The sequence below is a fragment of the Xanthomonas sp. NCPPB 2933 genome (assembly GCF_056725225.1).
On sequence record NZ_CM161518.1, the window covers coordinates 1,206,955 to 1,220,556 of the forward strand.

Annotated in this window: 12 protein-coding genes; 10 read left to right on the top strand and 2 right to left on the bottom strand. The window is 63.4% G+C overall.

Features of this window, described 5'->3' with window-relative positions:
• The first annotated feature begins 136 nt into the window (after positions 1-136).
• The 3 genes from AC1PLU_RS05050 (at position 137) to AC1PLU_RS05060 (ending at position 2,909) form a co-directional block, all read left to right on the top strand.
• A complete protein-coding gene (locus tag AC1PLU_RS05050; RefSeq protein ID WP_481107880.1) occupies positions 137-1,075 on the top strand; it encodes a nucleoside hydrolase in 939 nt (312 codons plus the stop codon).
• A gap of 72 nt (positions 1,076-1,147) precedes the next feature.
• Entirely contained in the window at positions 1,148-1,390 is a 243-nt protein-coding gene (locus tag AC1PLU_RS05055) for a type B 50S ribosomal protein L31 (RefSeq protein ID WP_043889669.1), read from the top strand.
• A gap of 229 nt (positions 1,391-1,619) precedes the next feature.
• Positions 1,620-2,909: a citrate synthase gene (locus AC1PLU_RS05060; RefSeq protein WP_023902577.1), complete on the top strand. Its 1,290-nt coding sequence runs from the start codon at positions 1,620-1,622 to the stop codon at positions 2,907-2,909.
• A gap of 101 nt (positions 2,910-3,010) precedes the next feature.
• On the opposite strand, the gene AC1PLU_RS05065 is transcribed toward AC1PLU_RS05060, so the two are convergent.
• Positions 3,011-3,661, bottom strand: coding sequence for a hypothetical protein (locus AC1PLU_RS05065; protein ID WP_023902578.1), 651 nt, complete (start codon positions 3,659-3,661; stop codon positions 3,011-3,013).
• Between the two features lie 216 nt (positions 3,662-3,877).
• Positions 3,878-6,304 (bottom strand): penicillin-binding protein 1A, encoded by a 2,427-nt coding sequence (locus tag AC1PLU_RS05070; protein WP_481095713.1) that lies wholly within the window; start codon positions 6,302-6,304, stop codon positions 3,878-3,880.
• Positions 6,305-6,519: 215 nt separating this feature from the next.
• On the opposite strand from AC1PLU_RS05070, the gene AC1PLU_RS05075 reads away from it, so the two are divergent.
• The 7 genes from AC1PLU_RS05075 to AC1PLU_RS05105 all read left to right on the top strand — a co-directional run bounded on the left by AC1PLU_RS05075 (position 6,520) and on the right by AC1PLU_RS05105 (position 13,600).
• Complete coding sequence (locus AC1PLU_RS05075; protein WP_043888921.1) at positions 6,520-7,578, top strand: pilus assembly protein PilM; 1,059 nt, start codon at positions 6,520-6,522, stop codon at positions 7,576-7,578.
• Positions 7,578-8,345 carry a PilN domain-containing protein gene (locus AC1PLU_RS05080; protein WP_481107881.1) on the top strand — a complete coding sequence of 256 codons (768 nt, stop codon included), beginning with the start codon at positions 7,578-7,580 and terminating at the stop codon, positions 8,343-8,345. Before AC1PLU_RS05075 ends, AC1PLU_RS05080 begins: the two co-directional genes overlap by 1 nt.
• Positions 8,342-9,007: a type IV pilus inner membrane component PilO gene (locus AC1PLU_RS05085; protein WP_481107882.1), complete on the top strand. Its 666-nt coding sequence runs from the start codon at positions 8,342-8,344 to the stop codon at positions 9,005-9,007. The genes AC1PLU_RS05080 and AC1PLU_RS05085 overlap by 4 nt, the downstream gene beginning before the upstream one ends.
• The gene (locus AC1PLU_RS05090) at positions 9,004-9,537 is read left to right on the top strand and encodes a pilus assembly protein PilP (RefSeq protein WP_006451353.1); all 534 of its coding nucleotides are present in this window, start codon (positions 9,004-9,006) and stop codon (positions 9,535-9,537) included. Before AC1PLU_RS05085 ends, AC1PLU_RS05090 begins: the two co-directional genes overlap by 4 nt.
• 19 nt (positions 9,538-9,556) lie before the next feature.
• On the top strand, positions 9,557-11,434 hold the full coding sequence (locus tag AC1PLU_RS05095) for a type IV pilus secretin PilQ (RefSeq protein ID WP_481095716.1): 1,878 nt from the start codon (positions 9,557-9,559) through the stop codon (positions 11,432-11,434).
• A 161-nt stretch (positions 11,435-11,595) separates the two neighbouring features.
• On the top strand, positions 11,596-12,615 hold the full coding sequence (locus AC1PLU_RS05100; protein ID WP_023902584.1) for an AAA family ATPase: 1,020 nt from the start codon (positions 11,596-11,598) through the stop codon (positions 12,613-12,615).
• Positions 12,616-12,637: 22 nt separating this feature from the next.
• A complete protein-coding gene (locus tag AC1PLU_RS05105) occupies positions 12,638-13,600 on the top strand; it encodes a DUF58 domain-containing protein (RefSeq protein ID WP_481107883.1) in 963 nt (320 codons plus the stop codon).
• Positions 13,601-13,602: the final 2 nt, after the last annotated feature.

Sequence of the window (13,602 nt, forward strand, 5' to 3'; positions counted from 1 at the left end):
CGGCGGGGATTGGGCATTCGGGATTGGGGATTCGTAAAGCCAGGTCGCTGCGATCTGGGTGTGTAACGGATTCGCGTGCCTCGCCGATCCTTGCGAAGATGCGGCAACGAATCCCGAATGACCAATCCCGAATCCCATGACAAAGAAGATACCGCTGCTGATCGACACCGACCCGGGCGTGGACGATGCGCTGGCGCTGCTGATGGCGTTCAACGACACGCGTCATGAGGTGGTCGGCCTGACCATCGCCGCCGGCAACGTGGGCCTGGAGCACACCGTGCGCAACGCCTTGAAGGTCTGCGAGATTGCGGGCCGCGACGATGTGCCGGTCTACGCGGGCTGCCCGCAGCCGCTGCTGCATCCGTCGGTGGATGCGGCGCATGTGCATGGCATCGACGGCTTTGGCGACGTTGGTCTCGCACCGGCCAGGCGCACCGCCGAGGCCGAGCATGCCGCGCTGGCCATCCTGCGCCTGTCGCATGAGCACGCGGGCAAGCTGTTGCTGGTCGCGCTCGGCCCGTTGACCAATCTTGCCCTGGCACTCACCCTGGATCCGACCCTGCCGCAGCGCGTGGCGCGGCTGGTGGTAATGGGCGGGGCGCTGACCGGGCACGGCAATATCACCGTGGCGGCCGAATTCAATATCGGCTTCGACCCGGAAGCGGCGCATATCGTGTTCCGCGGTTTTCCGCAGTTCGACGTCGCCGACTGGGAGGCCACCATCGCGCACGGCCTGCTGCATCGCGATGTCGAGCAATGGCTGGCGACGGACTCTGCACGCGCGACGTTCTACGAGGAAATCTCGCGCAAGACCCGGCTGTGGTCAGAAGACAGCCGTGGCGAGCACTGGTACGCCGCCGATGCGCTGGCGATGGCCTTCGCGCTGCATCCGGAGGGCGCGCAGCGGCTGGAGCGGCGGCCGGTCCACATCGAGCTGACCGGCACCCATACCCGCGGCATGACCGTGGTGGACTGGAATCGCCGAGATGGCGCGCCCGACAACGCAAACCTGCTGCTGGACTACGACCGCCAGCGGTTCCATGGCCTGGTCGAGGCGGCGTTGGCAGCGGGTTAGGACGCAGCTTGCGCCGGGCAAAGGTAGGCCGCTATAATGACCGGCTTATCCAGGCAGCCCGGCGCCAAGTCCATGAAAGATAACGTTCATCCCAGCTACAACGACGTCGTCTTCCACGACGTGACGTCCGATTTCAAGATTCTGACCCGTTCCACCATGAGCTCGAAAGAGACCGTGAAGTGGGAAGACGGCCAGGACTATCCGCTGATCAAGGTGGATATCTCCTCGGCATCGCACCCGTTCTATACCGGCAAGCACAAGGTGATCGACACCGGCGGCCGTATCGACAAGTTCCAGAAGCGCTACGCGCGCTGAACTTGCAGGACGGGCTGTACCGGCAACGGCCGCGCATTGCGCGGCCGTTGTTTTTTGCGCGGTGACAACTTCGTTTTTACGCCCCGGACGGGTGCGTCTACGACTTCTGTCCAAGCGACGGCCAAAATGTTGCTGTGCGATAATGACGTGATCCGGGGCGATGCCCTGGACTTCCATCACGTGCCTGCCCATTTGGTGACAGGCGCCTTCCACTGAAGGAGCGTACACAGTGTCCGATCTTGATCAGGTCACGCTCAACGCCGGCGACAAGTCGGTTGTTCTGCCGGTACTCAAGCCCACGCTTGGCAATGATTGCGTCGATATTTCAAAGCTGACCAAAGAAACCGGTCTGTTCACTTACGACTCGGGCTTCACCGCCACCGCCAGCTGCAAGTCGGCCATCACCTACATCGATGGCGACAACGGCGTGTTGTTGTATCGCGGCTACCCGATCGAACAGTTGGCCGAGAAGTCCAGCTTCCTGGAAGTCTCGTATCTGCTGATGAACGGCGAACTGCCGACGGCGGATGAGTTCCAGAAGTTCGACCACGAAGTCACGCATCACACGATGATGCACGAGTCGCTGAAGAACTTCCTCGGTGGCTTCCGCCACGACGCGCACCCGATGGCCATGCTGGCCGGTTCGGTCGCCTCGCTGTCGGCGTTCTATCACGACACCCTGGACCTCAACGATCCGGAGCAGCGCCGTCAGGCTGCCATCCGTCTGATCGCCAAGGTGCCGACGTTGGCTGCTGCTGCGTATCGCTATTCGATCGGCTGGCCGATCCGCTACCCGCGCAACAACCTCAACTACGTCGACCGCTTCCTGCACATGATGTTCGAAGTGCCGAGCGAGCCGCTGGAGATCAATCCGGTGGTCGCCAAGGCGCTGGATCTGCTGTTCATCCTGCATGCCGATCACGAGCAGAATGCCTCGACTTCGACCGTGCGTCTGGTCGGTTCGACCGGTGCCAATCCGTACGCCTCGGTCGCCGCGGGTATCACCGCGCTGTGGGGCCCGGCACACGGTGGCGCGAACGAAGCCGTGCTGAAGATGCTGGAAGAGATCGGCACCGCCGACAACGTCGAGTCCGCCGTGGCCAAGGCCAAGGACAAGAACTCCTCGTTCCGTCTGATGGGCTTCGGTCACCGCGTCTACAAGAACTTCGACCCGCGCGCCAAGATCATCCGCGAGATGACCCACAAGGTGCTGGGCGAGCTGGGCGTCAACGACCCGCTGCTGGAAGTGGCGCTGAAGCTGGAAGAAGCCGCGCTGAAGGACGACTACTTCGTGCAGCGCAAGCTGTACCCGAACGTCGACTTCTACTCGGGCCTGATCTACAAGGCGCTGAATATCCCGGTGGAAATGTTCACCGTGATGTTCGCCATCGCACGCACCGCCGGCTGGGTGTCGCATTGGCTGGAGCAGCAGGTCGATCCGGAAATGAAGATCGGCCGTCCGCGCCAGATCTACACCGGCTACGACAAGCGCGAGTATAAGGACGCCGGCCAGCGCTAAGCGCTTGCGGTTGTCTGCTTGAACCAGCGCCCCGCATTGCGGGGCGTTTGCTTTGATGGGTGGGGCGTTGCGGTCGGTCGCCGATCGTTACGGCGCTGCGGTCAGCGCAGCTGTTGCAAAGAGTCGCGACCGTCCTCGTCGGCCAGCAGCTGACGTACTTGCGCGGCCGATGCGCGCGGCATCGGTTTTTCGTCCAGCTGCGATAGCGGTGCCTGGCGCAGCGCGTCGTAGGGCAGCACGGTCAGGTCGAAGGTCAGATCCTCTGCACTAAACAGCCACACCGGGAACTCGCCATTGCGTTCGCGATCCAGGCGCAGCCGGCGCGTGCGTAATTCGGCCGGAATGCGGTGTTCTTCGAGAAACCGCTGCACTGCGTCGGCATCGTCGCTGTGCAGCTGTAATTGCACAGGCGCATTGGCGTCGGCGGTGCCATCGAGCACCGGGCCGGTCAGTCGCGGTTGGAACGGGCCGAGAAACTCCAGTGCACGCAATGCGGCCTCGCGTCGCTGGCGTAGTCGCACGCCATGCGCGGGGCCGGCAAACAGACGTTGATATTCGCGCAATGCGTCTTCGATCTCGCGGTTGCGTGGCAGCGATGCATCGTCATGGATGCCCAATCGGCTGGCCGCCTTGAGCTTGGCTTGATGAAAATCGCGGATGCCGCCTTCGGCCATCAGCCGGGCGGCTTCGTGCGCCAATCGATGGCGACGCTCTCGGGTTCGCGTATCGGCGTGCTCGCGCGCGTGGTGCATGACCGGGCTCCCCTAATGAACCTGGTTCGACTCTACAACAGCCGCATGACGGCGTGGCGAATGCGTCATGTCTTCACTGAAAGGGCAATCACACGTAACGATGATTGCCCAGTGTGCTCTCTGCGGCCGGGGACAGTCGATGTCGCCAAACCGTTCGGGGAACCGGGCGGGCGATGCCGCCGCGATTCCCAAATCCCGAATCCCCAATCCCGGCTCTCAAAAAATATCGAATGCCTTCTCGTCCTGCTGTTCCTGCAGGCCGTAGTCGTAATCCTGCAGACGGTCCAGATCTTCGTTCTTCACCCACTCCACCGCGCCATTGATGGTGGCCTGGGTCATGCCGTCGGGCGGGTCATTGGCGGCGATCGGCTTGTCCTTCAATGCCACGCGCATGTAGTCGATCCAGATCGGCAGTGCGGCCTTGCCGCCATACTCGCGATAGCCGAGCGAGCGGAAATCGTCGCGACCCACCCATACCGTAGTGGCGTAGGGGCCGCCGAAACCGGAGAACCAGGCGTCGCGGTGATCGTTGGTCGAGCCGGTCTTGCCGCCCACGTCCTCGCGCCCCAGCACCTTGGCCGCGGTGCCGGTGCCGCGCTGGACCACGTCGCGCATCATCGAGACCAACTGATACGCAGTGCGCTCGTCGATGGCGCGCGGCGCGATCTTGGTTTCGGCAACGGCTGCCGGGGTGGTCTCCGCTGGTGTGGCCGGCGCTGCGGTAGCCGGTTCGATCGACTTGGGCAACGCAGGCGCGCCGAAGTTGAAGCCGTCCACCACCTGGCTGACCGGTGCGGCGGTGCCGCCCTGCGTCGCGCAGGTGCGGCAGGCCACGGCCGGCACTTCCTTGAAGATGACGTTGCCATCGCGGTCCTTGACCTCGTCCACGATCCAGGTCTCCACCCGTGAGCCGCCATTGGCGAACACCGCATAGCCACGCGCGACCGACAGCGGAGTCAGCGACGCGGTGCCCAGCGACATCGACAGGTTGGGCGGCAGCTCCGCTTCCTGGAAGCCGAACTGGCTGATGTACTTGCGTGCGAAATCGACGCTGATTGCGTCCAACAGCCGCACCGAGACCAGATTGCGCGATTGCACCAATGCCTCGCGCAGGCGCATCGGGCCGCGGAAACCGCCGCCGTCGTTCTGCGGCGACCAGGTCTTGCCGCGGCGGTCGCGGAACACCACCGGCGCATCGAGCACGATCGAGGCCGGATTGAAGCCCTTCTCGAACGCGGCCGCATACACGAACGGCTTGAAGCTCGAGCCCGGCTGGCGACGCGCCTGGGTGGCGCGATTGAACTTGTTGCCGGCAAAGCTGAAGCCGCCGACCAGTGCACGCAGGGCGCCGCTGTTGGCGTCCAGCGACACCAGCGCCGCCTGGCCGCGCGGCAACTGGTCGATGATCCACTCGCCTTCTTTTTCGCCGGCGCGGATGCGGGTCAGGTCGCCGCGCGTCAGCAGCTTGGCCGGCGTCTTGTTGGTCCAGCGGCTGGCGCTGGCCGGTAGGGTCAACTCGGTCTTGTCGCTCTGTACCACGGTCACGCCGCCGTCGGCGTTGGTGCGCGCCACGATCACCGCGCGCAGGCCGCCCTGGGTGAACACGCCCGACAGATGCTTGGCCAGGGCCGGCGCATCGGCATCGGCGGCCACGTCGAAATGCTGCTCCACGCCGTGCCAGCCATGCCGGTGGTCGTACAGGCGCAGGCCTTCCGCGATCGCCGCATCGGCGCCGGTCTGCAGCGTCGCGTCGATGGTGGTGGTAACGTGGTAGCCCTTGTTGAGCACGTCGCCGCCGTACTTGGCGATCATTTCCTGGCGCACCAGCTCGGCCACATAAGGCGCATAGACCTCGACCGGCGGCTCGTGCGGCTTGGCGTGCATCGGTACCGCCTTGGCGGCGTCGGCTTCGGCCTGAGTGACAAAGCCCAGCTCGGCCATGCGTTGCAACACATAGTAATCGCGCCGTTCCTGCGCACGCTCCGGGTTGCTGATCGGGTTGCCGCTGGACGGGAACTTGGGGATACCGGCCAGCGAAGCCATCTCATCCAGGCTCAACTCGCTCATCTTCTTGCCGTAGTAGTACTCGGCCGCGGCACCCACGCCGTAGGCGCGGTTGCCGAAGAAGCTCTTGTTGAGATACAGCTCGAAGATTTCGTCCTTGCTCAGTTCACTCTCGATTTTGCGCGCCAGCAGGATCTCGGCGAGCTTGCGGGTGTAGCTGTACTCGGAACTGAGGAAGAACTGGCGCGCCACCTGCTGGGTGATCGTCGACCCACCCGGCACGCGCTTGGCGTCGGTGGTGGCCAGCAGCCAGACCGCACGGCCGATGCCTTTGTAGTCCACACCTCCGTGCTGGTAGAAGCGCGCATCCTCGGTCGCCAAAAAGGCCTGCTTGAGGCGCAGCGGCACGTCCTTCATCTGGATCGGGTAGCGCCGGGTCTCGCCATACACGGCCATCAGGCGGCCGTCGCTGGCATAGACGTACATCGGCTCCTGCAGCTCGACCTGCTTGAGCGACTGCACGTCCGGCAACTTCGAGGAAATGGCGTAATACAGGCCGCCGGCAGCAATAGCGCCAAGCAGTGCGAGCACGACGAGCGTGGCCAGGATCCAGCCCAACCAACGGCGAATACGGGGCATGTAAGAGAGATTCCGATTGCAGATTTCTTGGTCACAGAGTATAGATGACGCCGGGTTTGGCTGGGGCCGAACTCTGGGGATCGCAGAAGATAGCGCTGGGGATCACGTCGCGGGGCCATTGCTTTGCGCGTGAAGGGCTTGTCAACTGTTAAAATTTGATTATTAATACGCGGGCGCAGACATGCGTCCAAGTGCCCGTCGGCAGGGGAGTTTCCGTGGGGCTTCTACCCAAGAGTCAATCGCCACTGATTGGTGTCGATATCAGTTCCACTGCGGTCAAGCTCTTGCAGCTGTCGCGTAGCGGGAATCGTTTTCGCGTGGATCATTACGCGGTGGAACCGTTGCCGCCGAACGCGGTTGTGGAAAAGAACATCGTCGAAGTGGAGGCGGTGGGCGAAGCCATTCGCCGCGCCATCAATCGTTCCGGCAGCAAGGCCAGGAACGCGGCTGCGGCCGTGGCCGGGTCGGCGGTGATCACCAAGCTGATCCCGATGCCGGCCGATCTGGACGACAGCGATATGGAAGCCCAGGTCGAACTCGAGGCCACCAATTACATTCCGTACCCGATCGAGGAAGTGAATCTCGATTTCGAAGTGCTTGGCCCGATGCCCAACAGCCCGGACATGGTCCAGGTGCTGCTGGCTGCCTCGCGTTCGGAGAATGTGGAACTGCGCCAGTCCGCGCTGGAACTCGGTGGCCTGGTTGCCAAGGTGATGGACGTGGAGGCCTTTGCGGTCGAAAACGCATTTGCCCTGGTCGCCAGCGAGCTGCCGGTGGCTGCCGATGCAGTGGTTGCGCTGGTGGACATCGGCGCGACCATGACCACGCTGAGCGTGCTGCGTTCCGGTCGCAGTCTGTATAGCCGCGAGCAGGTGTTCGGCGGCAAGCAGCTCACCGATGAAGTGATGCGCCGTTACGGCCTGACCTATGAAGAAGCCGGCCTGGCCAAGCGTCAGGGCGGTTTGCCGGAGAGCTACGAGGTCGAAGTGCTGGAGCCGTTCAAAGAGGCGACGGTGCAGCAGATCAGCCGCCTGTTGCAGTTCTTCTACGCGGGCAGCGAATTCAATCGTGTCGACTGCATCGTGCTGGCCGGCGGTTGCGCCGCGCTGTCGCGCCTGCCGGAGATGGTGGAAGAACAGCTCGGCGTGACCACCGTGGTCGCCAACCCGCTTGCACAGATGACGCTCGGCCCGAAGGTTCAGGCCCATGCGCTGGCGCTGGATGCGCCTGCATTGATGATTGCCACCGGCCTGGCCCTGAGGAGCTTTGACTGATGGCAAGAATCAATCTATTGCCCTGGCGCGCCGAGCGCCGGAAGGCGCGTGAGCGTGAGTTCTATTCGATGCTCGGCTTCGCAGCGCTTGCTGGCGTGCTGCTGTCCGGACTGATCTGGTTCTACTACGACGCGCAGATCAGTGGCCAGGCCGAACGCAATGCGTTCCTGACCACCGAGATCGACAAGGTCAAGGCGCAGAACGAAGAGATCAAGGAACTCGACAAGAAGAAGGACCGCCTGCTTGCGCGCAAGAAGGTCATCGAGGAGCTGCAGGCCAATCGCTCACAGATGGTGCATCTGTTCGATTCGCTGGTGCGCACCATTCCCGATGGCGTGGCGCTGACCAACATCAAGCAGGACGGCGACATCCTGACCCTGGAAGGCCGCTCGCAATCCAATGCGCGCGTCAGTGCCTACATGCGCAACCTGGAAGGCTCGGGCTGGATGACCAATCCTGATCTGTCGATCATCGAGGCCAAGAGCCAGGACAAGGCCGGTCAACCTGCGGGATCGTCGATGGAAACCAAGGCGCTGCCGTACGTGTTCACGCTCAAGGTCAAGTTGGCCAATCCGAACGAGGCCGACAAGAACGGCACCGCGCCCGCGGTGGTGGATCCGGCTGCGCCGGGTGCAACGCCTACTGGTACGACGCCTGCTGCTCCTGCAGCGGCGCTTGCGCCTGCAACGCCGCCGAGTGCACCTGCGGCAGCACCGCAGCCAGCGCCGGCGCCCGCCAATCGGCCGCAGCAGGGGGCAGCGTCATGAGCAAGAAATCCTTCAAGTTCAGCGATCTGGACTTCAACAACATCGGCGGTTGGCCGCAGCAGGCACGCATCGTGTTCTGCGTGATGGTCGGTCTGTTCATCCTAGTGCTGGCCTGGTTCCTGTTGATCAGCGGCAAGCGCGATGAACTCGAAGGCCTGGAAGGCACCGAGACGCAGCTGCGCACCGAGTTTGAGACCCAGCAGGGGCGCGCGGTGAATCTGGAGCCGCTCAAGCAGCAGCTCGCGCAGATGGAACAGGTGCTGCAGCAGATGCTGCGTCAGCTGCCCAGCAAGACCGAGATGCCGGACCTGATCATCGACATCTCGCAGACCGCGTTGTCCAGCGGCCTGTCCAACGAGCTGTTCCAGCCGGGTCCGGAATCGCCGAAGGAGTTCTACGCCGAAAAGCCGATCGCGCTGCGCATGGTGGGCAGTTACCACCAGTTCGGTGCCTTCGTCAGCGGTGTCGCCTCGCTGCCGCGCGTGGTGATCCTGACCATGCACGACATCAACCTCAAGCCGAAGGACCCCAAGGCCGGTATCACCCCGCGCGGGGCGCTGGAACTTTCCGGCACGGTCAAGACCTATCGTTATCTGGACGATGAGGAAATGGCCGAGCAGGAGAAGGCTGCGGCCGACGCTGCGAAGAAGGGCGGCCAATGACCATGAAACTGCTCAAGATCCTGTCCTGCGTGGCGTTAATTGCTGTATTGCCGGCGTGCACGCGCGGTGTGACCAGCACACCGGGCGATGCGCCGAATCTGGAAGCCTGGGTCGCCGAGGTGCGCGCACGTCCGGCGCCGCCGTTGGAGCCATTGCCGGTGATGCAGCAGTTCGAGACATTCGAGTACGCTGCGCAGGTGATGCGCGACCCGTTCAGCGATGCCTGGGTCACTGCGGAAGGCAGCAACGGTACGCGTCCGGATCCGAACCGGCGCAAGGAACCGTTGGAAGCCTATCCGCTCGACGCCCTCGACATGGTGGGGACCATTGGCGGTGGGTCGGGCCTGATTGCGCTGGTGATGGCGCCTGACAAGGTGACTTACCGGGTGCGGCCGGGTGTGTATCTGGGACAGAGCGATGGCCGGGTCACCGGGGTCTACGAAGATCGCATCGAGCTGATTGAACTTGTGCCGGACGGTGCGGGTGGATGGCTTGAACGGCCGGCCGCACTCGCATTGGATGATCAATAAAGTGATAGGGGATAGCACGATGACGTTTTCCAATGCCCGGCGGCTGCGTCCGGTTCGACGCCACGCGATGTTCCAGGCCTGTGCGTTGGGGTTCGCGCTGGCAGTGGCGAGCGGCAGCGCGTTCGCAGCGGCGGCGCTGAAGCAGCCTGCGCAGGATCCGGCCAAGGTCGCTCCGGCGAGTCTGGCGGTGTCCAAGATCGATTTCAAACGTGGCGAGGATGGTTCTGGCCGCCTGATCCTGCAGTTCGACGGCCAGGGCGCCAGCCCGGATCTGCGCACGCAGGGCGACAGCGTGCTGGTCGACATCAGCAACGCCCGGTTGCCTGCCGAACTGCAGCGCCCGCTCAACGTCACCGACTTCGCAACGCCGGTGCAGCGCGTGGAAGTGAAGCCGTCCGGTTCCGGTTCGCAGCTGGTGCTGACCACCAAGGGTGCGTTCGATTCGCTGGCCTATCAGACCGGCAACGAATACGTGGTCGAGATCACCCCGCGCAAAGGCCAGCCGGCGGTTGGTGGCGTGAGCCCCGCAGCGGTCACACAGGCAGCAGCGCAGATCGCTGCGCGCGGCTACAGCGGCCGCCCGGTGACGTTCAACTTTCAGGACGTGCCGGTGCGCACCGTGCTGCAGCTGATCGCCGAGGAGTCCAACCTCAACATCGTCGCCTCCGACACCGTACAGGGCAATGTCACGCTGCGCCTGATGAACGTGCCGTGGGACCAGGCGCTGGACATCGTGCTGCGCGCCAAGGGCCTGGACAAGCGCCGCGACGGTGGTGTGGTCTGGGTCGCACCGCAGCCGGAGCTGGCCAAGTTCGAGCAGGATAAAGAAGACGCCCGCATTGCGATCGAGAATCGCGAAGAACTAATCACCGATTATGTACAGATCAATTACCACAATGCGTCGTTGATCTTTAAGGCGCTGACGGAGGCCAAGGGGATTGGTGGCGGTAGTGGTGGGCAGGGTGGTGGTGGACAAGGCCAGCAGGACAACGGCTTCCTGTCGCCGCGCGGCCGTCTGGTTGCCGACGAACGTACCAACACCTTGATGATCAGCGATGTACCAAAGAAGGTCGCGCAGATGCGCGAGCTGATTTCGCACATTGATCGCCCGGTGGATCAGGTGCTGATCGAGGGCCGTATTGTCATCGCAACAGACTCGTTTGCGCGGGACCTGGGTGCCAAGTTCGGGCTGGGTGGCACTCATACCTACGGTGACAACGTTGCGACAATCGGTAGTGGCGCAACAGGTGGTGGTGTTGCTGCTGGAAGAGGGCTCAACGTGAACCTGCCAACTGGTGCTTTCACAAGTGGAGCAACCGCCCCGAGTCTTGCCTACACGCTTCTGGGTTCGAACTTCAACCTGGATCTTGAATTGTCTGCTCTGCAGCAGGAAGGACGCGGCGAAGTAATTTCCAATCCCCGAATCGTTACTTCCAACCAGCGCGAAGGTGTCATCAAGCAGGGACGCGAAATTGGCTATGTCACAATTACCGGTGGCACTGCAGGGCAGGCAGCAACGCCTAACGTCCAGTTTAAGGAAGTGCTCCTGGAACTGAAGGTAACGCCTACAATCACCAACGACAATCGTGTTTTTCTTAACATGAATGTCAAGAAGGACGAGGTTGACCAGTTAATTGAACTTCCAAATTACGGTACGGTTCCGTCGATCAATCGTCGCGAAATCAACACCGCCGTACTGGTGGATGATGGTCAAACTGTTGTTATCGGTGGCGTCTACGAGTTCACCGACCGTTCCAGCGTCAACAAGGTTCCGTTCCTGGGGGACGTACCGTTTCTTGGCAACCTCTTCAAGAGTCGGGGCCGTAACAAGAGCAAGGCAGAACTGTTGATTTTCATTACACCGAAGGTGTTACGTGTGGCGTCAGCGGTGCGCTGATACAGCGCGTTGACAATGCCACGCACACAAAAAGCCAGGCATGTCATGTGCCTGGCTTTTTCTTTGCCTCCCTGTGCAGACTGGTATGAACTCGGTCACTCACTGAACATCTTCCTGTTCTTCAGTGAACCAATCGCGCTCGAATCGGTCACACTGAGTCTATGAACGCACCGCCGCTGCTACCCCCAGAAGCCGCCGCCGCGCCCACCGAGGACCGGCTGCATCGTCAATTCACCTTGCTGCGCGAGTCGCTGACGCAGCGCATCGTGGGCCAGTCTGCGCTGGTCGAACGGCTGCTGATCGCCTTGCTGGCCGATGGTCATTTGCTGGTCGAAGGCGCGCCCGGGTTGGCCAAGACCACCGCGATCCGGGCGCTGGCCTCGCGGCTGGAAGCGGATTTCGCGCGGGTGCAGTTCACCCCGGATCTGCTGCCTTCCGATCTGACCGGTACCGAAATCTGGCGGCCGCAGGACAGCCGTTTCGAGTTCATGCCTGGGCCGATCTTCCATCCGATTCTGCTGGCCGACGAGATCAACCGCGCGCCGGCCAAGGTGCAGTCGGCGCTGCTGGAGGCGATGGGCGAGCGCCAGGTCACTGTGGGCCGGCATACCTATGCGTTGCCGCAGCTGTTCCTGGTGATGGCAACGCAGAACCCGATCGAGCAGGAGGGCACGTTCCCGTTGCCCGAGGCGCAGCTCGATCGCTTTCTGATGCATGTGCGTATCGGCTACCCGCAGGCGGATGCCGAGGCGGAGATTCTGCGCCTGGCGCGCGAAGCCGCACGCGATACGCTGGAAAAGCATGAGACGGTGCCCGACAAGATTCCGCTGGAAGACGTCTTCGCTGCGCGACGTGTGGTGCTGGATGTGCATCTGGCGCCGCAGCTTGAGCGCTATCTGATCGAGATCGTGCTGGCTTCGCGCGATGCGCAGCGCTACGACCCGGCATTGGCGCGGCGGATTGCCTGGGGCGCAAGCCCACGTGGTTCGATCGCGCTGGAGCGCTGCGCACGTGCGCGTGCGTGGCTGGCGGGGCGCGACTACGTGACGCCGGACGATATCCGCGCGATTGCGCCCGACGTGCTGCGCCACCGCGTGCTGCCCAGCTACGAAGCCACCGCCGAAGGCTGGGATGGCGAACGCCTGGTCGCCGCCCTGCTGGAAAAGATTCCGCTGCCCTGATCGGGTAGCGTGTCGCTGAGGTATGCCGCCCTCTCGCCAGAATCCGATGTCTTCGATGCCGTCTCCACCCTCTGCAATTGTTCCGTCGTCCGTCGCCGGCGATGGTCTGCGCCCGACGCTTGCGGAGTTGATCGCGCTGCGCGGCACCGTGACCCATCGCGGTCAGCCAGGCCGCGGCCGGCATGGCTTGGTGGGGCCGGTGCCGGCGGCAACGCGCGGGCGCGGGATGGAATACGCCGAATCGCGCGAGTACGTGGCCGGCGACGATGCGCGGCATATCGACTGGCGCGTCACCGCGCGCACCGGGCGAGCGCATACCAAGCTCTTCCAGGCCGAGCGCGAACGCTTGAGCCTGATCGTGGCCGACACCGCGCCATCGCTCTTCTTCGGCACACGAGTGCGCTACAAATCGGTGCAGGCGGCGCGTGCGGGGGCCGTTGCGGCGTGGTTGGCGCAGCGGCAGGGCGACCGCATTGCCGCACTGCGTGGCACTGCCAGTGAAGCACCGATCGCGCCGCGTTCGGGCCAGCGCGGCGTGCTGCCGGTACTGGACGCATTGGCGCGCTGGTATGCGCAGCCGCCGTCGGGCGATGCCGGGCTGGATGTCGCCTTGGATCATGCTGCACGCTTGCTGCGCCCCGGTGCGCGGCTGACCGTGTTGGCCGATGCACGTAGCGCCAGCAAGATCTCGGAGGCGCGCTGGTCGGGCTTGGCATTGCATCACGAAGTCGTGGTGATCGTGCTGGTCGACCCGTTGGAATTGGCACCACCTGCACGTGCACTCACCTTCGATGTGCGTGGCGAGCGCATTGCGATCGATCTCTCCACGCAGGCCGGACGCGCGCGCTGGCAGGCCGAATTCGTCGCGCCGCTGGAGCAACTGACGTCTGTATTGCAGGCACGCGGTGTGCGTTTGCACCGCCTGTCTACCGACGATGCCAGCGATGCCTGGTTGGGCGGCAGTAACGCCGTGCGGGGTCGATGACA

Bases quoted from the DNA above. Each gene is read 5' to 3' on its own strand.
- AC1PLU_RS05090 (WP_006451353.1), top strand. From the start codon at position 9,004: ATGACCATGAAACTGCTCAAGATCCTGTCCTGCGTGGCGTTAATTGCT.
- AC1PLU_RS05055 (WP_043889669.1), top strand. From the start codon at position 1,148: ATGAAAGATAACGTTCATCCCAGCTACAACGACGTCGTCTTCCACGAC.
- AC1PLU_RS05085 (WP_481107882.1), top strand. From the start codon at position 8,342: ATGAGCAAGAAATCCTTCAAGTTCAGCGATCTGGACTTCAACAACATC.
- AC1PLU_RS05100 (WP_023902584.1), top strand. From the start codon at position 11,596: ATGAACGCACCGCCGCTGCTACCCCCAGAAGCCGCCGCCGCGCCCACC.
- AC1PLU_RS05105 (WP_481107883.1), top strand. From the start codon at position 12,638: ATGCCGCCCTCTCGCCAGAATCCGATGTCTTCGATGCCGTCTCCACCC.
- AC1PLU_RS05095 (WP_481095716.1), top strand. From the start codon at position 9,557: ATGACGTTTTCCAATGCCCGGCGGCTGCGTCCGGTTCGACGCCACGCG.
- AC1PLU_RS05050 (WP_481107880.1), top strand. From the start codon at position 137: ATGACAAAGAAGATACCGCTGCTGATCGACACCGACCCGGGCGTGGAC.
- AC1PLU_RS05070 (WP_481095713.1), bottom strand. From the start codon at position 6,304: ATGCCCCGTATTCGCCGTTGGTTGGGCTGGATCCTGGCCACGCTCGTC.
- AC1PLU_RS05080 (WP_481107881.1), top strand. From the start codon at position 7,578: ATGGCAAGAATCAATCTATTGCCCTGGCGCGCCGAGCGCCGGAAGGCG.
- AC1PLU_RS05065 (WP_023902578.1), bottom strand. From the start codon at position 3,661: ATGCACCACGCGCGCGAGCACGCCGATACGCGAACCCGAGAGCGTCGC.